General features: G+C 69.0%; 19 protein-coding genes, 1 tRNA gene, 1 pseudogene and 1 riboswitch. Of the genes and pseudogenes, 14 read left to right on the forward strand and 7 right to left on the reverse strand.

What is annotated here, in order from left to right; genetic code table 11:
- The first annotated feature begins 26 nt into the window (after nt 1–26).
- Nucleotides 27–1,862, forward strand: coding sequence for a tetratricopeptide repeat protein (locus LGN10_RS05145; RefSeq protein ID WP_413227134.1), 1,836 nt, complete (start codon nt 27–29; stop codon nt 1,860–1,862).
- An 88-nt stretch (nt 1,863–1,950) separates the two neighbouring features.
- On the opposite strand, the gene LGN10_RS05150 is transcribed toward LGN10_RS05145, so the two are convergent.
- Nucleotides 1,951–3,246, reverse strand: coding sequence for an MFS transporter (locus tag LGN10_RS05150; RefSeq protein WP_060965712.1), 1,296 nt, complete (start codon nt 3,244–3,246; stop codon nt 1,951–1,953).
- 291 nt (nt 3,247–3,537) lie between these two features.
- On the opposite strand from LGN10_RS05150, the gene LGN10_RS05155 reads away from it, so the two are divergent.
- Nucleotides 3,538–4,554 carry a hypothetical protein gene (locus tag LGN10_RS05155; protein WP_319001212.1) on the forward strand — a complete coding sequence of 339 codons (1,017 nt, stop codon included), beginning with the start codon at nt 3,538–3,540 and terminating at the stop codon, nt 4,552–4,554.
- A 79-nt stretch (nt 4,555–4,633) separates the two neighbouring features.
- Here the strand turns inward: LGN10_RS05155 and LGN10_RS05160 are convergent, their stop codons facing one another.
- Nucleotides 4,634–5,332 carry a DUF2968 domain-containing protein gene (locus LGN10_RS05160; RefSeq protein ID WP_099316174.1) on the reverse strand — a complete coding sequence of 233 codons (699 nt, stop codon included), beginning with the start codon at nt 5,330–5,332 and terminating at the stop codon, nt 4,634–4,636.
- 115 nt (nt 5,333–5,447) lie between these two features.
- Nucleotides 5,448–6,629 (reverse strand): gamma-glutamyl-gamma-aminobutyrate hydrolase family protein, encoded by a 1,182-nt coding sequence (locus LGN10_RS05165; RefSeq protein WP_059638912.1) that lies wholly within the window; start codon nt 6,627–6,629, stop codon nt 5,448–5,450.
- A gap of 287 nt (nt 6,630–6,916) precedes the next feature.
- On the opposite strand from LGN10_RS05165, the gene LGN10_RS05170 reads away from it, so the two are divergent.
- The 8 genes from LGN10_RS05170 (at nt 6,917) to LGN10_RS05205 (ending at nt 14,880) form a co-directional block, all read left to right on the forward strand.
- Nucleotides 6,917–7,597 carry a GntR family transcriptional regulator gene (locus tag LGN10_RS05170; RefSeq protein WP_059574086.1) on the forward strand — a complete coding sequence of 227 codons (681 nt, stop codon included), beginning with the start codon at nt 6,917–6,919 and terminating at the stop codon, nt 7,595–7,597.
- 6 nt (nt 7,598–7,603) lie between these two features.
- Complete coding sequence (locus tag LGN10_RS05175) at nt 7,604–8,980, forward strand: amidase (RefSeq protein WP_226222049.1); 1,377 nt, start codon at nt 7,604–7,606, stop codon at nt 8,978–8,980.
- 136 nt (nt 8,981–9,116) lie between these two features.
- On the forward strand, nt 9,117–9,629 hold the full coding sequence (locus LGN10_RS05180) for a disulfide bond formation protein B (protein WP_059638910.1): 513 nt from the start codon (nt 9,117–9,119) through the stop codon (nt 9,627–9,629).
- Between the two features lie 617 nt (nt 9,630–10,246).
- A complete protein-coding gene (gene xdhC / locus LGN10_RS05185) occupies nt 10,247–11,230 on the forward strand; it encodes a xanthine dehydrogenase accessory protein XdhC (RefSeq protein ID WP_226222051.1) in 984 nt (327 codons plus the stop codon).
- 18 nt (nt 11,231–11,248) lie between these two features.
- Nucleotides 11,249–12,274 (forward strand): adenosine deaminase, encoded by a 1,026-nt coding sequence (locus tag LGN10_RS05190; RefSeq protein ID WP_089464616.1) that lies wholly within the window; start codon nt 11,249–11,251, stop codon nt 12,272–12,274.
- Between the two features lie 27 nt (nt 12,275–12,301).
- The gene (locus tag LGN10_RS05195) at nt 12,302–12,646 is read left to right on the forward strand and encodes a hypothetical protein (protein ID WP_226222053.1); all 345 of its coding nucleotides are present in this window, start codon (nt 12,302–12,304) and stop codon (nt 12,644–12,646) included.
- Nucleotides 12,643–13,962 (forward strand): guanine deaminase, encoded by a 1,320-nt coding sequence (gene guaD, locus LGN10_RS05200; protein ID WP_226222055.1) that lies wholly within the window; start codon nt 12,643–12,645, stop codon nt 13,960–13,962. The genes LGN10_RS05195 and guaD overlap by 4 nt, the downstream gene beginning before the upstream one ends.
- Before the next feature lie 129 nt (nt 13,963–14,091).
- A riboswitch (yybP-ykoY riboswitch) is annotated at nt 14,092–14,229 on the forward strand.
- 78 nt (nt 14,230–14,307) lie between these two features.
- Complete coding sequence (locus LGN10_RS05205; protein WP_226222057.1) at nt 14,308–14,880, forward strand: TMEM165/GDT1 family protein; 573 nt, start codon at nt 14,308–14,310, stop codon at nt 14,878–14,880.
- A 50-nt stretch (nt 14,881–14,930) separates the two neighbouring features.
- On the opposite strand, the gene LGN10_RS05210 is transcribed toward LGN10_RS05205, so the two are convergent.
- Nucleotides 14,931–15,641 carry a DUF4136 domain-containing protein gene (locus LGN10_RS05210; RefSeq protein WP_059574093.1) on the reverse strand — a complete coding sequence of 237 codons (711 nt, stop codon included), beginning with the start codon at nt 15,639–15,641 and terminating at the stop codon, nt 14,931–14,933.
- 187 nt (nt 15,642–15,828) lie between these two features.
- Here LGN10_RS05210 and pepN point away from each other — a divergent pair, with 187 nt between their 5' ends.
- From pepN to LGN10_RS05230, 4 genes are all read left to right on the forward strand, one after another.
- Nucleotides 15,829–18,522: an aminopeptidase N gene (gene pepN / locus LGN10_RS05215; protein WP_226222059.1), complete on the forward strand. Its 2,694-nt coding sequence runs from the start codon at nt 15,829–15,831 to the stop codon at nt 18,520–18,522.
- A 288-nt stretch (nt 18,523–18,810) separates the two neighbouring features.
- Entirely contained in the window at nt 18,811–19,824 is a 1,014-nt protein-coding gene (locus tag LGN10_RS05220) for a class 1 fructose-bisphosphatase (RefSeq protein ID WP_059574095.1), read from the forward strand.
- 206 nt (nt 19,825–20,030) lie between these two features.
- Nucleotides 20,031–20,106 (forward strand) — tRNA-Thr (locus LGN10_RS05225).
- An 868-nt stretch (nt 20,107–20,974) separates the two neighbouring features.
- Nucleotides 20,975–21,229, forward strand: a complete 255-nt coding sequence (locus LGN10_RS05230; protein WP_006476609.1) for a GlsB/YeaQ/YmgE family stress response membrane protein — start codon at nt 20,975–20,977, stop codon at nt 21,227–21,229.
- A gap of 80 nt (nt 21,230–21,309) precedes the next feature.
- Here the strand turns inward: LGN10_RS05230 and LGN10_RS05235 are convergent.
- From LGN10_RS05235 to LGN10_RS05245, 3 genes and pseudogenes are all read right to left on the reverse strand, one after another.
- Nucleotides 21,310–21,492: pseudogene (locus LGN10_RS05235) on the reverse strand (TlpA family protein disulfide reductase); the annotation flags it as partial.
- Nucleotides 21,493–21,584: 92 nt separating this feature from the next.
- A complete protein-coding gene (locus LGN10_RS05240) occupies nt 21,585–23,948 on the reverse strand; it encodes a TonB-dependent receptor (RefSeq protein WP_099316170.1) in 2,364 nt (787 codons plus the stop codon).
- Nucleotides 23,949–24,076: 128 nt separating this feature from the next.
- A complete protein-coding gene (locus LGN10_RS05245; RefSeq protein ID WP_059574097.1) occupies nt 24,077–24,466 on the reverse strand; it encodes a DUF2946 domain-containing protein in 390 nt (129 codons plus the stop codon).
- Nucleotides 24,467–24,493: the final 27 nt, after the last annotated feature.

The raw sequence follows: 24,493 nt of genomic DNA on the forward strand, positions 1-24,493 counted from the left end.
ACGCGCTTTCCGCCAGTTTTCGCGTCATGGATTCCGCATTCGACCGGGCGTACGCCGCACACCGCGCGGGCCGCCTCGCCGAGGCCGAGCACGGCTATCGCCACGCGCTCGCCTCCAACCCCGCCGACGCCGACGCGCTGCACCTGTTCGGCGTGCTGCGGCACCAGCAGGGCCAGCACGCCGAGGCCGCCGATCTCGTCGGCCGGGCCGTCGCGCTGCGCCCCAACGATGCCGCACTGCAGCTCAATCTCGGCAACGCGCTGAAAGCGCTCGGCCGGCTCGACGAAGCGATCGACCGCTTTCGCAATGCGCTGACGCTCGCGCCCGAATTTCCGCTCGCACACTACAACCTCGGCAATGCGTATGCGGCGCTGCAGCGTCACGACGATGCGATCGACGCCTTCGGCCGCGCGCTGCGGCTCACGCCGGACGACGCGTCGATCCACAACAATCTCGGCAACGCGCTGAACGCGCTCGGCCGCCACGACGACGCGCTCGCCGCGTTCGGTCGCGCGCTCGAGCTCCGGCCCGGGCATGCGGGCGCGCACAACAATCTCGGGATGGCGCTGAATGCGATGGGGCGCGCTGACGATGCAATCGTGCACTTCCAGGCCGCGATCGCCGCGCAGCCGCGTTTCGTCGCCGCGCATTTCAATCTCGGCAACACGTTCGACGCGCTCGGCCGGCATGCCGAGGCGGCGGCCGCGTTCGAAGCCGCGCTCGCACTGCACCCGCCGTTTCCGCTCGCGCTGTTCGGGCTCGCGAACGCGCTCTGCGCGCAGGCGCGCCACCGCGACGCACTGCCCTACTACGAGCGCGCCGTCGGGCTCGATCCGTCGTTCGGGCTCGCGTGGCTGAATCTCGGCAACGCGCATCACGCGCTCGGCGCGCACGAGATGGCGCTGCGCGCATTCGACCAGGCGCTGCGCGTCGCGCCCGATCTCACGCTCGCGCGGCTGCATCGCGCGGTCACGCTGCTGACGCTGCGCGACTTCACGCGCGGCCTGCCCGCCTACGAAGCGCGCCACGAGACGCCCGGCGCGACGCCGCTCGGCGCGCTGCCGCGCTGGCAGGGCGAGCCGATTGCGTCGCGCACGCTGCTGATCCGCGCGGAACAGGGGTTCGGCGACACGCTGCAGTTCGTCCGCTTCGTGCCGCTCGCCCGCGCACGCTGCGCGCGCGTCGTACTCGAAGTCCAGCCGGAACTCGTCGCGCTGCTGACGCCGGCCGCGTCGCGCTGGCGCGTGACGCTCGTCGCCCAGGGCGCCGCGAAGCCGCCTGCCGCGGATGTCGCGTGCACGCTGATGAGCCTGCCGTTCCTGCTCGGGCTTCAGCCGGAGGACATCGTCGGCTCGCGCTATCTGCACGCGCCCGACGGCGCCCGCCGGCGCTTTCGCGGCTCGCTCGGCGGGCAGTCGAAGCGCAAGTTCGGCCTGGCATGGTCGGGGCGCCGACAGGCACAGGAAAACCGCTCGATGCCGTTCGACGCGCTCGCGCCGCTGCTCGCACTGCCGGACATCGACTGGATCGTGCTGCAGCCCGCACTCGACGACGACGAACGGGCGCGCATCGACGCGCATCCGCGCATGCATCGTCTCGACGGCCGGCTGAACGACTTCGGCGATACGGCCGCGCTGATCGAGCGCCTCGACGGCGTCGTCACGATCGACACGGCGGTCGCGCACCTCGCGGGCGCGCTCGGCAAGCCGCTCTGGGTCATGCTGCCGTTCGCGGCCGACTGGCGCTGGTTCACCGGCGACGATTGCCCGTGGTATCCGCAGGCCAGGATCGCCCGCCAGCCCGCGCCGGGCGCATGGCTCGACGTGGCGGCCATGGTGGCCGACATGCTGCGCGTGGCATGACCGCAAACGAAACAGGGAGCGCATCGCGCTCCCTGTTTCGATGAAATATGAGATGCGCGGCCGACGCCGCGCGACATGCGGGCCGCCGTCAGGCCGACTTGTACTGATTGCGCGCTTCGCCCGTGCGGTACAGCACGAGCGTCGCGATCAAGCCGCAGATCGCGGCCACGCTCAACCACAGCCCCGGCGCCGCCTTGTTGCCCGTCTCGTGGATCAGCAGCGTCGAGATCGCCGGCGTGAAGCCGCCGATCGTCGTGGCGAGGCTGTACGCGAGCGAGAAGCCGGCCGTGCGCACGTCGGCCGGCATCACTTCGGTCAGCGCGACGACCATCGCCCCGTTGTACGACGCATACAGGAACGACAGCCACAGCTCGACCGCGAGCAGCCGCAGGAACGACGGATCGCCGACGAGCCACAGCACCGCCGGGTAAGCCGTCAGCAGCGTCAGCACGGTGAACGCGATCAATACCGGACGGCGGCCGACGCGGTCGGACAGCGCGCCGGACAATGGCAGCCACACGAGGTTCGAGATACCGATGCAGACTGTCACGACGAGCGCATCGAGCGACGACAGGTGCAGCACTTCCTTGCCGAAGGTCGGCGTGTAGGCGGTGATCATGTAGAACGACACCGTCGTCATGATCACCATCCCCATGCCGGCTACCACGATACCCCAGTTGTCGAGCATCGAGCGCATGATCTCGCCCATCGTCGGGCGGTGACGCTTCGCCAGGAATTCGTCGGTTTCCTTCAGCGAGCGGCGGATCAGGAACAGGAACGGCACGATCAGGCAGCCGATCAGGAACGGAATGCGCCAGCCCCACGCGGTCATTTCCTCGACCGGCAGCGCGCGGTTCAGCACGACGCCGACGAACGCGGCGAACACGACGGCCACCTGCTGGCTACCCGACTGCCACGACGTATAGAACCCCTTGTGGCCCTTCGTCGCGATCTCCGACAGGTACACCGACACGCCGCCCAGCTCGACGCCCGCCGAGAAGCCCTGCAACAGCCGGCCGAGCAGCACGAGCACCGGCGCGAGCACGCCGATCGTCGCATAGCCGGGTATCGCGGCCACCGTGAGCGTGCCGATCGCCATCAGCCCGAGCGTCAGGATCAACCCCTTGCGGCGGCCGTGATGGTCGATGTATGCGCCGAGCACGATCGCGCCGACCGGCCGCATCAGGAAGCCCGCGCCGAATACCGACAGCGACAGCATCAGCGACGCGAACGCGTTGCCGCTCGGAAAGTACGTTTTCGCGATGGCCGACGCGTAATACCCGTAGACCATGAAGTCGTACATTTCGAGGAAGTTGCCGCTGACGACGCGGAAGACGGTGCGGACTTTCGATTCCTGCGCAATGGCAGGCGATGCTGTGGACATGTTTTCTCGCTAAGCTCGGATGGCGCGAATTCCGCGCCGCATGAAACCGACGATGCGCGGCGCGCAGCGTTGGCACGCGCACACGGGCATCGCTGCCCGCCGGCGGCGCGGCGCGTAACGGCGCGCCGCCAGCAAGATTCGCGCATCATGCCACGTCAAGCCGACATTTGCCTTGTGGTGCCCCATCACGGCCGTCACGGCGTCCGCCTCGTACAAGTCGCCCCGAAACGGGCACAAGAATCAGATCGATCTGATCGACCGACCCGCGCCGGCTGACCACAATGGCAAGATTTGCGACGACGTTTCCGCGCCGCGTCGGCACGGGCCTGTGTCGCACGGCGTACCGCTCTCATGACCCCATCGCCCCTCGTCCCGGTCGAAGGCGCGCTCGCCCGCCCTCGCGCCACTCCGCTCGATCACGTCCCGCCGTTCGGCCGCGAATGGCGGTTCCTCGGTGCGTCCGGCGCACGGCCCGGCAGCCACTGCCTCGCGACACTGACGACATCCTGCATCGATATCGACCGGCCGCACAGCGCGTGCCGATGGCAGCCGCTGCCGGTGGCGGCGGCACTGCCCGCTTCGGCCGGATTGCCCGTCACGCCGGCGGCTGTCGCCGGTCGGTACTTGCGCCGTTCCGTGCGCCCGCCTCGCGATCGGCGCGCGCGATACGCCGTCTGCTGGAGCATCGGCGCGCTCGGCATCATCGCCTGGCTGATCGGCGCGCACGAGCCACCTGCGGATTCCGTTCCCGCATACGCGATTCAAGCCGCCGGCGGCGCACCCGCTCACATCGCGACATCGACCGACACCACACATGTCGCCGCGGCTACACCGGTCACGTCGACGAACGCCATGCCTCAACCCAAGGTAGCGACGGCTGGCGCGCATACGATGGTCTCGCCGCCAGCCACGCACCGCGTCGCGCGCGGCCCCGCATCGCTTCACCCGCAAGCAACGCCCGACGTGCGGCATGCCGCTCCTGCCTCGCCACGTCCGGCAGCCGGCCAGCGCACGACGGAAGCGCCACCCCGCACACCGGCCGTGCCACGGCTGGCTGCGCATCGGCCGATTCAGCACGACGCCACCAACACCGGCACGCGCGTTCGGCGCGCCCCACCGCCGCACGAGGCAGACACGCGTGTCACGCGCGACGCGCTCGACGAGCCTGCCACGTTGATCGCCATGGCGAACGCGCTGCGCGCCACGCAGCCGGCCGGCCCCACGCACCCGCGCGCGGCCGGTTTCGACTGGACGTCGCAACTGTCGCACCGCCGCGTGACCGACGTGCCGGACGCGTTCGCGCATTGATGCCCGCGCAATAAAAAAACCCGGCGAAGATCGCTTCGCCGGGTTTTCTCTCGTCTCGCTCCGTCCGCTCGACGGATCGTTATTTGTGCACGGGCAACCCCATCTCGGTCTGCTTCTCGAGTTGCCGCACCTGCTCCTGCAGATCGCGCAACTGCAACTGCGCCGCCCGCTTCTCGACCTGCAGCGCCTGCGCCTGCTCCTGCGCCGACTTCTGCCGTTGCGCGACTTCGGCCTGCTGGCTGCGCGCGACGCTCAGGTCGGCCTGCAGTTGCTGCGCACGATTCGCCTGCAGCGCAATCACGCGTTCAAGAAATGCCTTCTGCGCCTGCAGCTCGGTCCGGCGGATCTCGATATCGGCGAGTTGCGCCGTCTGCTGGACGAAGTTCGCATACACCATCTCCGCGCGATTCTTGTCCTGCGAACGGATCACGCGCCACAGATTCTTGTCCTGGAACAGCGCGACGTAATACGTCATCTCGCGCGGATCGAACATCAGGCTCGCGCCGTAGCTGCCGTTGTACGTCGTACGCATCTCGACGATCCGGCCGTCGTGCAGCATCTGCGTCAGCTCGGCAACGTTGCCTTGCGCGGCGACGTCCGTCGCGGCCGCGGCCGATGCCGCGGGCGACGCGCCGCCGCTCAGGCTCGTGACCGCCGGACGCGTACCGGCAGCGGGGGCGGTCGCGTCGGCTGACCAGGCCGCGCCCGCTTGCGCGCAGGCAGCCAGTGCAACGATCCACGTTGCGCATCGTGCAGGGGAAAAGTTTCGGAAAGCCAACGTCAGACTCCGGCGAACGAATCGGAACTCGCGATTATCGTTCAAAACGAAACGGCCGCATCTCGAATTTATCGGGATGCGGCCGGCCGGCGTTCAACACGAAAAATACGGCGGGCTACAGGCGCGTTTCGCGCGCCGCGCGCAGAAATGCATCGAGCAGCGGCGTGCAGTCGAGCAGTTCCGAGCCGCCCGCGCGATGGAACTCCGGATGCCACTGCACGCCGACGACGAACGGCGAACGCCGATGGCGAATGCCTTCGATGATCCCGTCGCCGGCCGACACGGCCTCGATGTTCAGATCGCGGCCGAGATCGCGGATCGCCTGATGGTGAATCGAGTTGACGATCGCTTCGCTGCGCCCCGGGAACATGCTCGCGAGCGTCGACGTGTCGGGAAAACGGATCGCGTGACGGTGCTGGTCGTAATGCTCGCTCACGTGCGCATGGGCGGTCGGCACGTCGGTGGCGATGTCCTGGTACAGCGAACCGCCGAACGCGACGTTGATCAACTGGCAGCCGCGACACACGCCGAGCACGGGTTTGCCGGACTCGACGAATTCGTGCAGCAGCTCGAGCTCGTACATGTCGCGCACGCGATCGCCCGGCCATTCGGGTCGCGCATCCGACGCCGCGTAGGTCTGCGGCGACACGTCGGCGCCGCCTTGCAGCAGCAGGCCGTCGAGATGCTTCGCGTAGTCGCGCAGGCGGATGTTGCTCGGATGGATCATGCCTTGATGGCCGACGGTCGGAATCATGAACACGAGCACGTCGCGCGACATCACCCAGTGGGCGATCGATTCCTCGAGATACTGCAGCGTCTTGCCGCGCAGCCCTTTCGCGCCCGGCTCCGGATGGAAGATCCGCGCCGACACGCCGATGCGCAGCGTGCGCTGCGTGATGCGCTGGCCGGCGCGGTCGAACAGCCGCCGCGCGCGCGCCGCGACGATCCGGCCGAATACCGACCACGGCGTGTCGCTCTGCTTCAGGTAGGCCGGCGGCGCATTCTGCGCGTTCGCGGGCGGCGGCCGCGGCGTGTCGAAATCGGGCTGCGCGCCGAATCCGGGCGGCGGCGCACCCGGCTTCGGCGGCGCGGCCGTGGCGGCGCCATCCCCGGTCGCGCCCGCCGCGCCGGGTGCACCGGGCTCGGATGCGGCCGTCACGGGCGACGCGCCGTCGTCGGCGGCGTTCTGCACGGCGGCCTGCGCATCGTGCGTTTTCGCCGGATCGGGACGGGGGGAATCGGAAGAAGCGGAAAAGGTGCCGGGCAGACCGGCCGGGGAAGGCGTGTTTTCGCTCATGACGATGGTCTGGTACGTCGCTCACGCGTATGAATAGACGAGGATTCATTATGCTTCAGTGCACGATCACGCGGCAAACCTGCAACATCCTGTCGATATTGTTGCAAGTCGGTGGCAGGGCCGCCGCGGCGGCATGCGGCCCCGTTCGCGCACCCGGCCCCCGCTGCCCATACCGCTCTTCGGCTGGACACCCGTGATATATCACAATAATATCCAGAGATCGCCCACGCTTCCCGAGCCCGCCGCGTCATGATCGCGCGCCTTCCGGCCCCGGTGCCGAACCCCATATGAGCACCCTGACCGACGTCACCCGCGACCGCCCCGCCGCGTCGCCGGCGAGTCTCGCCGACCGCGCGTACGCGCTGATCCAGCGCGACATCGTCACGATGCGCCTGAAACCGGGCGCCGCGCTCAACGAAGCCGAGCTCGTCGCGCGGACGGGAATCGGCCGCACACCGGTGCACCAGGCCGTGCATCGGCTCGTGCTCGAGGGGCTGCTGTCGGTGATGCCGCGCAAGGGCCTGATGGTGCAGCCGCTGTCGCTCGACGACATCGTCGCGGTGATCGACGTGCGGCGCATCAACGAAGCGCACTGCGTCGAACTCGCCGCGCGCCATGCGACGCCCGACGATCTCGCGCGCCTGGCCGCGCTGCTCGACGACGGGCAGGCCTGCGTCGACGCACACGACGTCGAGGGCATGATGGAGCTCGACCGCGCGTTTCATCAGACGATCGCCGCGGCCGCGCGCAACGCGGTGCTGGCCGACATCCTGCGCGCGCTGCATGAACGCTCGCTGCGCTTCTGGTTCGTCACGCTGTCCGAACCGCACCATCTCGCCGACGTCCAGCACGAGCACCGCGCGCTGTTCGACCGGCTGTCCGCACGCGACGCCGCCGGCGCGCGCGCAGCCGTCGAAAGCCATATCGATTCGTTCCGCTCCACGCTTGTTCAACATCTTCGCCCCTGAGCCGCCATGACCACTTTCACGCCGTTCCCCCCACTCGCCCAGCTCGCCGCCAACCTCGCCGCCGGCCGGACCACGAGCCGCGCGCTCGTCGACACCGCGCTCGACCGGATCGCCGATCCGTCGGGCCAGGGCGCCGTCGTCTTCACCGAAGTCGATGCCGACGACGCACGCGCGGCCGCCGACGCGCACGACCGGCTGCGCGCCGCGGGCACCGTGCTGTCGCCGCTCGCGGGCATCCCCGTGTCGGTCAAGGACCTGTTCGACGTCGCGGGCCAGGTCACGCGCGCGGGGTCGCGCGTGCTCGACGGCGCGCCGGCCGCGCGCACCGATGCGGTCGCCGTCGCGCGGCTCAGGCGCGCGGGCGCGGTGCTGGTCGGCCGCACCAACATGAGCGAGTTTGCGTTCTCGGGGCTCGGGCTGAATCCGCACTTCGGCAACCCGCGCTCGCCGTACCGCCGCGACGTGCCCGGCGATGCGCGAATTTCGGGCGGCTCGTCGTCGGGCGCGGCCGCGTCGGTCGCCGACGGGATGGCCGCCGTCGCGCTCGGCACCGACACCGGCGGCTCGATCCGGATTCCGGCCGCGCTGTGCGGGCTGACGGGCTTCAAGCCGACCGCGAGCCGGATCCCGACGCAAGGCGGCGTGCCGCTGTCGACGACGCTCGATTCGTTCGGGCCGATCGGGCTGACGGTCGCGTGCTGCGCGCTCGTCGACCGGATGCTCGCGGGGCTCGAGCCGCACGTGCCGGCCGCCCGGCCCCTCGAAGGCGTACGGCTCGGCGTGCTGACGAACTACGTGACGGACGGCGTCGATGCCGACGTCGCGGCCGCGCTCGACACCGCGCTCAAGCATCTCGAAGCCGCCGGCGCGATCGTCACCGAAGTGCGCTTCCCCGCGCTCGACCGGTTGCCGGAGATCAACCGTTTCGGCTTCTCGCCGATCGAGGCGTACGCATGGCATCGACCGCTGCTCGCCAAGCATCGCGACCAGTACGACCCGCGCGTACTGACGCGAATCCTGAAGGGCGAACCCGCGAGCGCGGCCGACTATCTCGACCTGCTCGCCGCGCGCGCCGCGATGCTCGACGAAGCCGCGCACACGGTCTGGGCGCGCTTCGATGCGCTCGTCGCGCCGACGGTGCCCGTCGTGCCACCACGCATCGCCGACCTCGAAACGGACGACGACGCGTTCACGCGCACCAACGCGCTGATCCTGCGCAACCCGAGCGCGTTCAACTTCCTCGATGCGTGCGGGCTGTCGCTGCCGTGCCACGCGCGCGACGCGGCGCCGGTCGGCCTGATGCTCGCGGCGGCGCCGCATCGCGACGACGCGCTGCTGGCGATCGGCCAATCGGTCGAGGCCGTGCTGAACACGATTCGCTGACCGCCGGTCAGCCGCCGGCGGGCAACGCGCGCGGTGCGGCAGGTTGCCGCACGCGCGCTGTCAGTTTCGTGCCAGACCGTTCGCGCTAAAATCGCGCGATTGTTTTCCGGACCGACCGACGAGGAATCCCGCCGACATGAACGACTACACGCTTGCACTACGCCGCGAACGCCACCTGCTGATGCTGCTCGGATGGGTGTGCATCGCGCTGCTGGCCGGTGCGCTGTACCTGCAGTACGTGAAGAACGAAGACCCGTGCCCGCTGTGCATCATCCAGCGCTACTTCTTCTGCGCGATCGGGATCTTCGCGTTCCTGGCCGCCGGGATCCGCAACTGGCGCGGTGTCTGGGTGCTCGAGCTGCTGATCGCGATCGCCGCGGCCGGCGGTGTCGGCACGGCCGCGCGGCACCTGTCGATTCAGATGAATCCGGGCTTCAGTTGCGGCTTCGACACGCTGCAGCCGATCGTCGACAGCCTGCCGCCCGCGCAGTGGTTCCCCGGCATGTTCAAGGTCGCCGGGCTGTGCGAGACCGTCTACCCGCCGATCCTCGGCATCCTGCTGCCCGGCTGGGCGCTGATCGGCTTCGCCTTGATCCTGGTCGCGGTCGTCGCGAGCCTCTGGCGCCATCGCCGCAAGCTCGCGGGCTGACCGAGCCCGCGTTGCCTGCCGACAGCATGCGCGGCCCGACCGAATGGGCCGCGCGCCGCCTGCGAGTCGCCACCGGGCGCCGGCCGATGCGTGCGCCGGCCCCGCCCCGTCGTCGCGCGTAAACACCTACCCCGCCGCCGCCCGGATGTCCGGGCCGGCGGCGCGGCGCCCCATCGCCGCGCCTCGCCCCGTCACACGTGCGTTTCGGCCGATGCGCCTGCATCGGCCCCCCGATCTGGCGCGGCGGGCCTATGATCGACATGATCGCCGCCTGATACCCCGGATCACCGCCCAGCCATGTTCCCGCCGCGTGGCGATGCTATCTTCGGGACTGGATGGCGATCTACGTGCGCGAGGCCAGGCGGTCTCACCGCTGCCTGCGTAACGCGCGCCCGATCCGCAATGTCGACTGGATTCATCATGACAACGCAAACCATCCGCATCCGTCACCCTCATGGCGTCCGCGCGTCCGGCGGCGCCGTTCGCGCACGCCGGTCCGCGGCCCCCGCATGGCATGAGCCGTGCCGCCGGCCTGCCCCGCTCCCGTCCGTCCTCGCCACCACGCCCGCCAGCCCGCGCAGCGCGTCGTGCCGCGTCGTCCCGAACGGAGCGTGCTGATGGAAGCCTGGCTCGGCGATCTGCAGCAACTGCTCGCGCACGGCGAAGCGGCCGTGCTCGTGACGGTCGCGCACACCGACGGCTCCGCGCCGCGCGAAGCCGGCACCAAGATGCTCGTCACGCGCGACACGGCCCGCCATACGATCGGCGGCGGTCATCTGGAATGGAAGGCGATCGAGATCGCGCGGCACCTGCTGAAGGACGGCGCGCACGTGCCGCACGCACGCCGGCTCGAGCGGCTCGCGCTCGGCCCGAGCCTCGGCCAGTGCTGCGGCGGCGCCGTGGTGCTCGCGTTCGAACGGCTCGACGTCGGCGACCTCGGCTGGATCATGTCGCTCGCCAAGCGCGTCGCGGCCGGCGCCGCGACCGTGCGTAGCGTATCATTCGGCCCCTCGCCGGGCGCGCCGTTGCTGAGCGAGCCCGAATCGGAAGCCGCGCGGGCCGACTGCCTGCTGTGGGAAACCGGCGGCGTGTCACTGATGACCGAAACGATCGCGCCGTATGCGTTCCCCGTCGTGCTGTTCGGCGCGGGGCACATCGGCACCGCGCTCGTGAAGGTGCTGGCGACGCTGCCGTGCCACGTACGCTGGATCGACGGGGCCGACGCGCTCGCCGGCATCGGCAACGTCACGATCGACGCGACCGCTTCCCCGGCGGACGCGGTCGACGCGGCGCCGCCGCGGTCCTACTTCGTCGTGATGACGCACGACCACGCACTCGATTTCGTGCTGGCCGAGCGCATCCTGCGACGCGGCGACTATGCGTACTTCGGGATGACCGGCTCGCGCACGAAACGCATGCAGTTCGATCACCGGCTCGCGGCGATCGGCATCGACCCGGCCCAGGTCGCGCGGATGCGCTGCCCGATCGGTGTCGAAGGCATCGTCGACAAGGCGCCCGAAGTGATCGCGATCTCGGTGGCCGCGCAGTTGCTGCAGGCCGTCGAGGCGAATGCGGCCGCGCAAGCTTCCCCTACCTACTGACCGACCAAGAACGACGCCATGACCCCGACATTCAAGGACAAGATTGCCCGCGCGCCGAAAGCGGAGCTGCATATCCATATCGAAGGCTCGCTCGAGCCCGAACTGATCTTCGCGCTCGCGCAGCGCAACGGTGTGAAGCTCGCGTACGATTCGATCGATGCGCTGCGCGCCGCGTACGCGTTCACCGACCTGCAGTCGTTCCTCGACATCTACTACGCCGGCGCGAGCGTGCTGCTCACCGAGCAGGATTTCTACGACATGACGGCCGCGTACTGCGAGCGTGCGCTCGCCGACAACGTCGTCCATACCGAGCTGTTCTTCGACCCGCAGACACACACCGAGCGGGGCGTGCCGATCGAGACGGTCGTCGCGGGCATCGAGCGCGCACTCGCCGATGCCGAGCGACGCGGGCTGTCGAGCAAGCTGATCCTGTGCTTCCTGCGCCACCTGTCCGAAGCGGACGCGCTCGCGACGTTCGAATCCGCGTTGCCGCTGTTCGAGCGCTATCGCCATCGGCTGATCGGCGTCGGCCTCGATTCGTCCGAGCTCGGCCATCCGCCGGCGAAGTTCGCTCGCGTGTTCGACAAGGCGCGCGCGCTCGGGCTGAAGCTCGTCGCGCATGCGGGCGAGGAAGGTCCGCCCGCGTACATCTACGAAGCGCTCGACGTGCTGAAGGTCGACCGGATCGACCACGGCGTGCGCAGCATCGAGGACGCAGCACTCGTCGAGCGTCTCGCGAAAACGCGCACGGCACTCACCGTCTGCCCGCTGTCGAACCTGAAGCTGTGCGTGTTCGACGACATGACGAAGCACACGCTGAAGGCACTGCTCGACCGCGGCGTGGCGGTGACGATCAACTCCGACGATCCGGCCTATTTCGGCGGCTACGTCAACGAAAACTACTTCGCGACGGCCGAAGGGCTGCAACTGACGGATGCCGAAGTCCATGCGGTGATCCGCAACGGCTTCGAGGCGTCGTTCATCGAACCGGCGCAGCGCGACGCACTGTACGCGCGCCTCGACGCGTACTGGCAGGCCGCGTGACGGCCCGCATCGAGGCCCGCTAGACAGATGAAACACGGCAACGGCATCCGCTTCGCGTTTCCCCGTTCGGCCTCGCGCCGGGCCGGCCGCCTGCGTGCTCGCGAAGCGGCGGCGCGGCGCGTCGACACCCGCACGCGCGCTCCGTCGTGGCTTGCCGTACCGTTCGCCGCCGCACCGGTTGCGCGCGCGGCGGCCGCGAGGTGCGCGGGCAACCACGCGCTGGCGGCTTCGGCCGCCACGTTCGCCCGCGCCATCGCCGCCGGTCGTGGCGCACGCAGCATGCCGCCGCTCGTGCAGCACCGCGCCGCCCCCGTGCGGCGTCGACCGTTTTCTTCTGTTCGCCTTACCTTGATGCAGGACCCTTCGTCATGACGCAAACCGCTTTCCGTTCCCAACTGCTGGCCTTCAACGGCGACCCGGCGCAATCGAGCCAGGCCGCGAACTACGAGACCGACGGGCTCCTGATCGTCGACGACGGCAAGGTCGTCGCGGCCGGCCCGTATGCGCCGCTCGCGGCGACGCTCGCGCGCGATGCGGCGGTCCACGACCTGCGCGACAAGCTGATCGTGCCCGGCTTCATCGACACGCACATCCACTATCCGCAGACGGACATGATCGCGTCGCCGGCGCCGGGCCTGTTGCCGTGGCTCGACAAGTACACGTTCCCGACCGAGCGCCGGTTCGGCGACCCCGAGCATGCGCGCGAAGTCGCCGACTTCTTCGTCGACGAACTGCTCGCGTGCGGCACCACGAGCGCGCTCGTCTACTGCACGGTGCACAAGCAGTCGGCCGACGCACTGTTCGCGGCGAGCGACGCGCGCGACCTGCGGATGATCGCGGGGAAGGTGCTGATGGATCGCAACTGCCCCGAATTCCTGCGCGACACCGCGCAGTCGGGCTACGACGACAGCGCCGAGCTGATCGGCCGCTGGCACGGCAAGGGCCGCCAGATGTACGCGCTCACGCCGCGCTTCGCGCCGACGTCGACCGAGGCGCAGCTCGAGGCGTGCGGCGAACTCGCGCGCCGCCATCCGGACGTGTTCGTGCAAAGCCACGTCGCGGAAAACGTCGACGAGGTGAAATGGGCGGCCGAGCTGTTCCCCGGCCACCGCAGCTATCTCGACATTTACGACCGCTACGGGCTGCTGCGTCCGCGCGCGGTGTACGGCCATTGCATCCACCTCGACGACGAGGATCGCCGCCGGATGGCCGAGACGCGCACCGTCGTCGCGCACTGCCCGACGTCGAACTTCTTCCTCGGCAGCGGCCTGTTCGATTTCGACAAGGCCGGCGAATACGACGTGCCCGTCACGCTCGCGACCGACGTCGGCGGCGGTACGTCGTTCTCGATGCTGCAGACGATGAACGAGGCGCACAAGGTCGCGCGGCTGTCGGGCCACCACCTGAGCGCCACGCGGATGTTCTGGCTCGCGACGGCCGGCGCCGCGCGGGCGCTCGACCTCGCCGACACGGTCGGCACGCTCGCGCCGCGCACCGAGGCAGACTTCGTCGTGCTCGATCCGCAGGCGACGCCGCTGCTCGCGCGCCGCACGAAGCGCGCGGATTCGCTCGAGGAACTGCTGTTCGCGTTCGCGCTGCTCGGCGACGACCGCGCAGTGTACCGTACCTATGCGGCCGGCAAACTCGTGCACGAGCGCGGCGCCGCGCGCGGCCCGGCCGCCGCGTAGCGACCCGCGCCGCGCTCCGGCAGGCGCGGCCGCTTCGCCGCTTCGCCGTGTCGTCATGCCGGCAGTCGAATGCGGCGCGCCGCACCGCGGCCCGGCCGCTTTCCGGCGCGCGATGCGCCGTGCTAGAATTCGCCGCTCATTGGGGAGTAGCCGCTCCGCTCGATGTCCCGCGCCCCCGGCGCGCATCGTGACGGAGGCGTCCGTCAACAGACTTGGCCGTTCGGCCATGGCGGGCGCAGCCACGTTGGCCTGGCGAGACCGATGGTTCACTGCGCACCGCATCAGGGCCCGGCGCGCGGCGGATCGTCGCTCGCATGCACAACATCGGCCCGTGGAACCCCATACGTGTCTCAAGCCTTCCTGATCTCCACCGGCGCCGTCGCCCTCGCTGAAATCGGCGACAAGACCCAACTGCTTTCCCTCGTTCTGGCCGCGCGCTATCGCAAGCCGGTGCCGATCATTCTCGGCGTACTCGTCGCGACGCTCGTCAACCACGGTTTCGCCGGTGCGTTCGGCGAATGGCTGGGCGTGCTCGTCACGCCGTCGATCATGCGCTGGGCGCTCGCGTTCTCGTTCATCGCGATGGGCTTGTGGATCCTGGTGCCGGACAAGCTCGACGAGGACGAAGCCCATGCGACCCGCTCGCGGCTCGGCGTGTTCGGCGCGACGCTGGTGGCGTTCTTTCTCGCGGAAATGGGCGACAAGACGCAGATCGCGACCGTCGCGCTGGCCGCGCGCTTCCAGGATTACATCGGCGTCGTGGCCGGCACGACGTTCGGGATGATGCTCGCCAATGTGCCGGCGATCCTGCTCGGCGACCGCTTCGCGCACAGCCTGCCGACGAAGCTCGTGCACGGGATCGCGGCCGTGCTGTTCGTCGTGCTCGGCGCGCTGGCGCTGCTCGGCATCGGAATCTGAAAGGAATCGGGCCGGCGCGGCCGGGCGGCCGCGCCGACGCGAATGCCGCGCTACTTTGCGACGGCCGCGCCCGAGGCCGGCGCCGCCGGCACCGCGCGCTCGTTGGCGGCCGGCGCCGCCGGCCCGCCACGCTTGTCGACCGGCAGCCGGACCGTGCGGACCGCACCGTTCGACAACGGAAAATCGGCGAGCGCGCTACGCGCGAGGAACGGCATCGCGTACAGCAGCGTGCCGTTGTCCCCGGTCGTGCGCGCGGTCACGTTGTAGACCTCCTTGCCCGTCGCGCGCTCGGTGATACGGATGCCGAGCACGTAGTCGAAGACCTGGTACGTCTGCGCGACGTAGCCGGCCGGCATCGGCCCCCAGGGCCCCCACGGGCCCCAGGGGCTCCACGGCCCGCCTCGCCAGTACGGCCCCGGCCCCATGAACCACGGGTCATAGTAGACCGGCTGCGGCACCGTCACGAGATCGCTGCCGACCGAATAGGTCAGCCCGACCAGATAGCGTGCCTGCGACTGCGGCACCTGCCGGAACGCATACGCGGACAGCTCGTTCGCGACGATCGGCTCGTAGGTCGACTGCTCGATGCTGTTCTTCTGCGCGTCCGTGCGCGTGAACGCATAGGTGCGGGTCGCGTCGCTGCCGCTCCAGTCGGAGAAGGCCGTGACCCGGGTGGTCACGTAGCTGGTGCAGCCGGTCAGCAGCGCGACGCACAGCACCGCCGCCCAGCCCGCACCGCGAAAAATCCATTCGCGTTTCATGTTGATCCTCGTCGATCCGTCACCCGTTCGTCGCACCGCGCGAACGACAACGGGATGTCGATAATACGCGGACTGCCGGAAGCGGTAAAAAGTTCGCCCGACACGCCGCCGCAAGCCTTTGTACAATGACCCGGTTCGCCTGGCCCGCGCGACGGGCCCGTCCCCCACTCCACCGATCTCGACGACCATGTCCGACAACGCCTCCTCCACCGTGATCCGCCGCGCCGACTACACGCCGCCGGCCTTCCTCATCGATTCCGTCGCACTCGAATTCGATCTCGCGCCGGCCCGCACGATCGTCAGGAATACGATGCGCGTGCGCCGCAATCCGGACGCCGCGCCCGCGCCGCACCTGGAGCTGATGGGCGAGGCGCTCGAATTCCTCGGCGCGCGGCTGGATGGCGCGCCGCACGGCGCGGTGCGCGCGCACGAACACGGGCTGACGGTCGAGAACGTGCCCGACGCCTTCGAGCTGACGCTCGAAAGCGCGTGCGCGCCCGACCAGAATACGACGCTGTCCGGCCTCTACGTGTCGAGCGGCAACTTCTTCACGCAGTGCGAAGCCGAGGGCTTTCGCCGCATCACCTACTTCCTCGACCGCCCCGACGTGATGGCGTCGTACACCGTCACGCTGCGCGCCGACAAGGCCGCATACCCGGTGCTGCTGTCGAACGGCAACCTCGTCGATTCGGGCGACCTGCCCGACGGCCGCCACTTCGCGAAGTGGGAAGACCCGTTCCGCAAGCCGAGCTACCTGTTCGCGCTCGTCGCCGGCAAGCTCGTCGCGATCGAGGAGAAGATCACGACCGGCTCCGGCAAGGAAAAGCTGCTCCAGGTGTGGGTCGAGCCGGCCGACCTCGACAAGACGCGTCACGCGATGGATTCGCTGATCCACTCGATCCGCTGGGACGAGAAGCGCTTCGGCCTCGAGCTCGATCTCGACCGCTTCATGATCGTCGCGGTCGGCGACTTCAACATGGGCGCGATGGAGAACAAGGGGCTCAACATCTTCAACACGAAGTACGTGCTCGCAAACCCCGAGACCGCCACCGACACCGATTTCGCGAACATCGAGTCGGTGGTCGGCCACGAGTACTTCCACAACTGGACCGGCAACCGCGTGACCTGCCGCGACTGGTTCCAGTTGAGCCTGAAGGAAGGGCTGACGGTGTTCCGCGACCAGGAATTCTCGGCCGACATGGCCGCCGGCGACGACGTCGAATCGGCGGCTCGCGCGGTCAAGCGCATCGAGGACGTGCGCGTGCTGCGCCAGTTGCAGTTTGCCGAGGACGCGGGCCCGATGGCGCACCCGGTACGCCCGGAGAGCTACGTCGAGATCAACAACTTCTACACGATGACCGTCTACGAGAAGGGCTCGGAAGTCGTGCGGATGTACCAGACGCTGTTCGGCCGCGACGGCTTCCGCAAGGGGATGGATCTCTACTTCAAGCGCCACGACGGCCACGCGGTGACCTGCGACGACTTCCGCCACGCGATGGCCGACGCGAACGGGCGCGACCTCGCGCAGTTCGAGCGCTGGTACAGCCAGGCCGGCACGCCGCGCGTGTCGGTGCGCACCGCGTACGACGCGGCCGCGCGCCGCTATACGGTCACCCTCGCGCAAGGCTACGGCGACGCGTCGCCGGCCGCGCGCGAAACGCAGCAGGGGCCGCTGCTGATCCCGTTCGCGATCGGCCTGATCGGCCGCGACGGGCGCGACCTGCCGCTGCGTCTGGACGGCGAGGCCGCCGCATCGGGCACGACGCGCGTGCTCGAGTTCACCGACACCGAGCAGACCTTCACGTTCGTCGACGTGCCGGAAGCGCCGCTGCCGTCGCTGCTGCGCAACTTCTCCGCGCCGGTGATCGTCGAGTACGACTACAGCGACGACGATCTCGCGTTCCTGCTCGCGCACGACAGCGATCCGTTCAACCGCTGGGAAGCCGGCCAGCGCCTCGCGACACACGCGCTGCTCACGCTCGCCGCGCGTGCCGCGGCCGACGCGCCGCTCGCGCTCGGCGAGAACTTCGTCGCCGCGTTCCGCCGCGTGCTGACCGACGAAAGCCTGTCGCCGGCGTTCCGCGAACTCGCGCTCACGCTGCCGTCGGAAACCTACCTCGCCGACCAGATGGCCGAGGCCGACCCGGCCGCCGTGCATCGCGCGCGCCAGTTCGTGCGCCGCCAGCTCGCAACCGCGCTGCGCGCCGACTGGCTCGCCGCATACGAGCAGCACCAGACGCCGGGCGCCTATGAGCCGACGCCGGAAGCGTCGGGCCGCCGCGCGCTGAAGAACCTCGCGCTCGCGTATCTCGCCGAGCTCGACGATCCGGCCGATGCCGTACGCCTCGCCACGGCCCAGTACGACGCGGCGAACAACATGACCGATCGCGCGGCCGCGCTCGGCGCGCTGCTGTCGGCGTCCGCCGCAGGGGCGAACGGGCCGGCCGAGCATGCGCTCGACGACTTCTACCGTCGCTTCGAAAAGGAAGCGCTCGTGATCGACAAGTGGTTCGCGATGCAGGCGGCCCAACGCGGTACGCCCGCGCAGCCGACGCTCGCGAAGGTGCGCAAGCTGCTCGCGCACCCCGCGTTCAACCTGAAGAACCCGAACCGCGCGCGCTCGCTGATCTTCAGCTTCTGCGCGGCGAACCCCGCGCAATTCCACGCGGCCGACGGGTCGGGCTACGCGTTCTGGGCGGAACAGGTGCTCGCGCTCGACGCGATCAACCCGCAGGTCGCGGCGCGCCTCGCGCGCTCGCTCGAACTGTGGCGCCGCTTCACGCCGGCGCTGCGCGACCGGATGCGCGAAGCGCTCGAGCAGGTCGCCGCCGGCGCGAAATCGCGCGACGTGCGCGAGATCGTCGAGAAGGCGCTCGCGTAAGTCACGCGATCGCCCGCTGTCGCGTCCGCGCAATGAAAAAGCCGGTGCCGCCTCACGCGGCACCGGCTTTTTCATTGCGCGGGCGCGGCTGAAACCGCTCGCGATCGCGGGGTCGGACCGCCCGACCGGCCGCGGCTGCGATGAACGCCCCCGCCCGCCGGCGTCGCCCGATACCGGGCCGATTCGGCGGCCCGCCCATGTAACCGGACGAAAAAAGCCGGCGGCACCGCAGGCGCGACGGGTAAAATTGCGGCCATTCAAGGATTCTTTCGCCTTTCGGAGTCTGTCATGTCCATTGCCCGCCGCACCACGCTGTCGAAGTTCCTGATCGAACAGCAACGTGAGACCAACAACCTCCCCGCCGACCTGCGCCTGTTGATCGAAGTCGTCGCCCGCGCGTGCAAGGCGATCAGCTACAACGTGTCGAAGGGCGCGCTCGGCGAAGCACTCGGCACCGCCGGCAGCGAGAACGTCCAGGGCGAGGTGCAGAAAAAGCTCGACATCCTGTCGAACGAAATCCTGCTCGACGCGAACGAATGGGGCGGCAACCTCGCCGCGATGGCGTCGGAGGAAATGGAAACGTTCTTCCCGATCCCGGCGAACTACCCGCGCGGCGAATACCTGCTCGTGTTCGACCCGCTCGACGGTTCGTCGAACATCGACGTGAACGTGTCGATCGGCACGATCTTCTCGGTGCTGCGCTGCCCGGACGGCAAGCAGGCGACCGAGGAATCGTTCCTGCAGCCGGGCACGCAGCAGGTCGCGGCCGGCTATGCCGTGTACGGCCCGCAGACGGTGTTCGTGCTGACGACCGGCAACGGCGTGAACTGCTTCACGCTCGACCGCGAAGTCGGCTCGTGGGTGCTCACGCAGAGCAACATGCAGATCCCGGCCGACACGCGCGAATACGCGATCAACGCATCGAACGCCCGCCACTGGTACGACCCGGTCAAGCGTTACGTCGACGAGCTGAACGCCGGCAAGGACGGCCCGCGCGGCGACAACTTCAACATGCGCTGGATCGCGTCGATGGTCGCGGACGTGCACCGGATCCTGAACCGCGGCGGCATCTTCATGTACCCGGCCGACAAGCGCACGCCCGATCGTCCGGGCAAGCTGCGCCTGATGTACGAAGCGAACCCGATGGCGTTCATCGTCGAACAGGCGGGCGGCGCCGCGACGACCGGCACGCAGCGCATCATGGAAGTGCAGCCGACCGGCCTGCACCAGCGCGTGCCCGTATTCCTCGGCTCGAAGAACGAAGTCGAGCGCGTGACCGGCTATCACGACGAAGCAAAATAATTGCACTGCAGCACTGGACGGAGGCGCGAGACATCAGTACAATCGCGCCTTCGCGATGTGGCCCTAACGGGTCGCATCGCGGTGAAGTGGAAGCGGAAAGTCCGCCGGATCGAGGGTTTCGCGAAGCAGTAGCAGCAAGCTGAAAAAATTTCGCAAAACCTATTGCCAAGATCGCGGATTTGACCATATAATTTCATTTCTCTGCTGCCGGTGTAGCTCAGTTGGTAGAGCAGCGCATTCGTAATGCGAAGGTCGTAGGTTCGACTCCTATCTCCGGCACCAAGACATAAAGGTCTGACAAGCATCGCTTGTCAGACCTTTTCTCTTTTCCGGCGCCGAAATCGTGAGGCCGGTCGACGACGCCCTGCCGATCGCGCAGCGCGCGATCCTCGCGGCGGCCGTTATCTGCGCCACCTCGCCCACACCTCCCGCACGACTTCTCCCCACTCGGCGGCGGCCAGCCAATCGTATCGATCACCCATCGCGGTGCGCAGCGGCTCGGCCCGCGGCGGCCATGGCCCCGACGGCCGGCTGTCCGACCTGTACGGCGCAAGCAACAGCATCGTCCATCACGTGCCCGGCCGCCGGGCACGCCTCGCACATTGACGCCATGGCCGCCGCGCTCGATCGCGCTCCATCCACCTACTTCGACCAATGCCAGTCAGTCAGGATACCGAATGATGACGGACGCCGAATGCGACGCCCTCTACGCCGCCGCGCGGGCCACACGATGCCCCGGATCGGTGAAGCCGATACGTCGCTCTTGCTCGCCCTTGCCTGCCCGTTTCGCACTGCTGGCGATCGGCGATGCCGTGACCGTTGCGCGGCTGACAGCCGACGCTGCCGACGGACGGCCCGAGGTGCCCATGCACGCCACGATGCGCCCGATCGACGAATTTTCGGCCGCGCCTCATTCCTGCAGACCGGCTTGGCCGCGCGCCATGCGCGGTGCGCGCACGAATCGAGCCGTACGCAGACAAATCTCCCTGGAAAATCTCCTTAAGGGTGCATAACATTACTTAACGATTCCGACCCGCCTATCGCGTTACATTGCGTGGGCGGTGCGGCGGCCGCAGCCGCTTTCAACCAGCTTGCGGCGCGCGACCGCCCGTGCCCGGTCATTTCGACTCAACCCAAGGAGAGCACCACCATGACTCATGGCTTGATTATGTGGCTCATCATCGGCGCGATCGCCGGCTGGCTGGCCGGCTTGCTCGTGAAGGGCGGCGGCTTCGGGCTGATCGTCGACATCATCGTCGGGATCGTCGGCGCGGTGATTGGCGGCTGGCTTGCCGGACTGCTCGGCATCAGCATCGGCAGCGGCTTCATCGGCTCGGTGATCGTCGCGGTCATCGGCGCGGTGATCCTGCTGTTCGTGATCCGCCTATTCAGGCGAGCGGCCTGACGTTTTCTCTCCACGCGCCTTCGGGCGCGTTTTCGCATCGGGCCGGCGCGCGGCGCGTTCGCCGCGCGCCACCGGCTCCGTCAACGCTTCGCGTGCCGCAAGCCGCCGTCGAGCACGTCGGCCGTCCGCAATCCGCTGGAAGCTTCACGCACACCATCTCGCCCGATCCACAGGGTGCGCGGCATCTCCCCTCTCCATTGCGCATCGAGCGCCACCCGCAGCCACTGGGGTATCGGCTCCGCGTTCGCATACTGCACGCCCTGCGAATCGGCGGCTTTCGGTCCTCCGGACGCCTCGTGCGCGCCGGCGGACGACGGCGTCGCGAGCCGCGGCGCGCAGCCTGCCGCGAACGGTTTCACAGCGACCACTTCAGTTCTCCATAGAACGTGCGGCCCGGATACGGGTGGAACACGTAGTAGCGGCGGCCCGTCAGGTTGTCGATGCCCGCCGACGCGCTCCAGTGACGGTCGAAGCGGTAGCGCGCCTTCAGATCGACGACCGTAAACGAGCTCGTGCCGCCGTAGACGTCCGGATTCACGTCGCTGTTGTCGAGCGTGTTGAACTGACGGCCCGAGTAGCGCACGCCGACGCTCGCCAGCCAGTGCTCGTCGAAGCGATACGACGCGAGCAGGTTCGCGCGCATGCGCGGAATCCGCGGAAAGCGCGAACCGACGTAGGCCGGGTTCGCGGCATCGGCGAGAATCTGCGCGTTGCTCGCCGATACGTTCGCGTCGATGTTCAGCCCGCGCAGCCCGACGTTCTCGCCGCTGAACGCGAGTTCGACGCCGCGTACGCGCACGCGGTCGACGTTCGACACGTTGGTGACGGTGGTCGCACCCGCCACCGTCGTCTGGCTGTAGATCGAATCGCGCAGGTCGCTCTGGAACACGCTGGCGCGCACGACGCCGACACCCACGTCGCGTTCGGCCGTGAAATCCCAGTCGATCGCCTTTTCCGGCCGCAGGTTCGGGTTGTTGTTGACGATCGCGTTATTCGAAATCGTGCCCTGGAACAGCTCGCCGACCGTCGGAAACCGCGTGCCGGTCGCGAACGACAGCCGGAAGCGCCAGACATCCGTCGCGTCCCATTGCAGCGCGACTTTCGGCGACAGCGCGTTCGCGCTCCGGTCCGCATAGCCGAGCGTGCCGTTCGCATTGCCGAGCGCGCCGCCATACGCGTCCCAGCGCTCGTAGCGCAGCCCGAGCGTCGCGAGCCAGCCCGGCGCGAAGCGCCACGCGTCCTGCCCGAACAGCGCCTGCGTGCGCGTATCGCCGCGATAGACGCTCGCGAGCGACGTGGTCGGCCCGGCCAGCCAGTCGGCCGTGTTGTACGTGGCGTTGCGCAGGAAGTAGTTGTCGTAGTGATAGCCGAACGTGAACGTATGGCCTTTCACTTCCGGCGCCTCGGCCTTCAGGTCGAGCGTGCGCCAGCCGGTGCCGTCGCCCTCGAACAGCGTACCCGCCCCGCCCTGCACGGTCGAGGCCGCGCGCAGCACGTCGCGCGAGACGTCGTACGCGGACACGACGCCCGACAGCCGCCAGCCGGAATCGAGCCGGCCGTTCAACCCGAGCGCGTACAGCCAGTTCTCCTGGTCGCCGCGCTGCGGCGCGAACGCGTTCGGCGCGACAGTCATGTTCTGGCCGCCGATCGACACGTTGCCGCCGTAGACCGGCTTGCCCGTCGCGTCGCGCAGGAAGGTCTCGCCGTGCTGCCGGTAATGGTTCTCCCAATGCCCGAGCGTCAACGTCGCATCGACGTGATCGGAAAACGCATAGCCCATCCGCACCGTCTCGTTGAGCTGCTCGGTCCGCTCGATCGTCTGCGCGCCGACGATGGTCCGCCGCTTGCCGTTGGGTCCGATGTCGGTCGCCGCGCCCGCCACCGGGACGGCGGCGCCCAGCTTCGGGTTGTAGGCGGAATTGGGGCTCGCATACTGCATCGGCTGGCCGTCGTTTTCCAGCCGGTCGAGCGACAGCGCGAACCAGAACCGGCCGACGCGGTTCGCGATCCGCGCGGTCTGGTGATTGCCGCCGAAGCTGTCCGCGAATCCGTAGCCGTCGTGGTAACGCTGCGTGAAGAACTGCGTCGACAGCGACGCCTCGAGCTGTTCCGGGCGGCGCGTGGTGAGCAGCACGGTCGAGCCGATCGAGTTGCCCGGATACAGCGCGGAAAACGGGCCATAGAGCACGTCGACGCGCGCGATGTCGTCGGGCGGAATCAGCGACCAGCGCGGCGGGTACGCATAGCTCGAACCGAGCAGGTTCGACAGCAGCACGCCGTCGGCATAGACGAGCCCGCGCGCGCTCTGCAGTTCATTGAAGTCGCGGCCCGCGAATACGCTATTGCGGTCGCCGATGTAGCGCTTGCGAACCATCAGGTTCGGCGCGTACTTCAGCGCGTCCTCGGTGGTGACGTTGGTGTACGCATCGATCTGCTCGCGGGTGATCGACGTGACGACGGCCGGCGTATCCGGATCGACGGGTTGCCGCTGCGCGGTCACGCTGACGGCGGACAGCGTCTCGCCGGCCGGCGCGGCCGATGCGGCGACACCGGCGGAGGCCGGCGCGGTGGCGGCAGGACGATCGGCGTGACCGCCGCGGGCGGCCTCGGCACGGACATCGTCGGCTGAAGCCGCGTAAGCGGCCGGCCATGCGAAAGCGGCCGCGCATGCGAGCGCGAGCTGGCCGCGCGACGGCCGCGCGGCAAGGGGAGACGACATGAGTGAGTTCCTGAAAACGTGATCGGACGCCGCCGGACACCGGGGCACGAACCGCGCACGAACGACGCGACGCGCGGGCCGGGGCCGCGGGCGGCTCGCACGCCACCAGGGCGCGCGGACGACATCAATCAGACCGGAACGTTTTCAGGCGGGGCGCGCGGCTGCGCGAGACGGATGCCCTTGCAGCGCACGTCGGGAACGAGCGGCGCAGCCACCCGATACGCGAACGTGCGCACGAAACCCGGCATCGCGGGCAGGCTCGCGCCCAGCGCGACGTTCGCCGCGAAGCCGGGGCAGTACACGCAATGCGGGACGCCGGCGTGGTCGAACGACGACGTGTCGCGGTCGTCGCCCGCTTGCGCGAGCACGACCTGACGGGCGCCCGCTGCACTGCACAACTCGAGCGTGAGCGTGCCGGAGCCGTTCGACGCAAGACGCGCGTAGCCGACGACGGGCGACAGTACGTTCAGTACCAGCGCCAGCCATACGAGGCCGATCCATCGCGTCGTTCGTCTCATCGCGGTCCAGGAAAAAGTGCGCGCAAG

This window comes from Burkholderia sp. AU32262 (assembly GCF_020419985.1).
Classification (GTDB): domain Bacteria; phylum Pseudomonadota; class Gammaproteobacteria; order Burkholderiales; family Burkholderiaceae; genus Burkholderia; species Burkholderia semiarida.

Coding starts and splice junctions, on each gene's coding strand:
- LGN10_RS05145 (WP_413227134.1), top strand. CDS start 27: ATGGATTCCGCATTCGACCGGGCGTACGCCGCACACCGCGCGGGCCGC.
- LGN10_RS05150 (WP_060965712.1), bottom strand. CDS start 3,246: ATGTCCACAGCATCGCCTGCCATTGCGCAGGAATCGAAAGTCCGCACC.
- LGN10_RS05165 (WP_059638912.1), bottom strand. CDS start 6,629: ATGAGCGAAAACACGCCTTCCCCGGCCGGTCTGCCCGGCACCTTTTCC.
- LGN10_RS05170 (WP_059574086.1), top strand. CDS start 6,917: ATGAGCACCCTGACCGACGTCACCCGCGACCGCCCCGCCGCGTCGCCG.
- LGN10_RS05175 (WP_226222049.1), top strand. CDS start 7,604: ATGACCACTTTCACGCCGTTCCCCCCACTCGCCCAGCTCGCCGCCAAC.
- LGN10_RS05180 (WP_059638910.1), top strand. CDS start 9,117: ATGAACGACTACACGCTTGCACTACGCCGCGAACGCCACCTGCTGATG.
- xdhC (WP_226222051.1), top strand. CDS start 10,247: ATGGAAGCCTGGCTCGGCGATCTGCAGCAACTGCTCGCGCACGGCGAA.
- LGN10_RS05190 (WP_089464616.1), top strand. CDS start 11,249: ATGACCCCGACATTCAAGGACAAGATTGCCCGCGCGCCGAAAGCGGAG.
- LGN10_RS05195 (WP_226222053.1), top strand. CDS start 12,302: ATGAAACACGGCAACGGCATCCGCTTCGCGTTTCCCCGTTCGGCCTCG.
- guaD (WP_226222055.1), top strand. CDS start 12,643: ATGACGCAAACCGCTTTCCGTTCCCAACTGCTGGCCTTCAACGGCGAC.
- LGN10_RS05210 (WP_059574093.1), bottom strand. CDS start 15,641: ATGAAACGCGAATGGATTTTTCGCGGTGCGGGCTGGGCGGCGGTGCTG.
- pepN (WP_226222059.1), top strand. CDS start 15,829: ATGTCCGACAACGCCTCCTCCACCGTGATCCGCCGCGCCGACTACACG.
- LGN10_RS05220 (WP_059574095.1), top strand. CDS start 18,811: ATGTCCATTGCCCGCCGCACCACGCTGTCGAAGTTCCTGATCGAACAG.
- LGN10_RS05230 (WP_006476609.1), top strand. CDS start 20,975: ATGACTCATGGCTTGATTATGTGGCTCATCATCGGCGCGATCGCCGGC.
- LGN10_RS05240 (WP_099316170.1), bottom strand. CDS start 23,948: ATGTCGTCTCCCCTTGCCGCGCGGCCGTCGCGCGGCCAGCTCGCGCTC.
- LGN10_RS05245 (WP_059574097.1), bottom strand. CDS start 24,466: ATGAGACGAACGACGCGATGGATCGGCCTCGTATGGCTGGCGCTGGTA.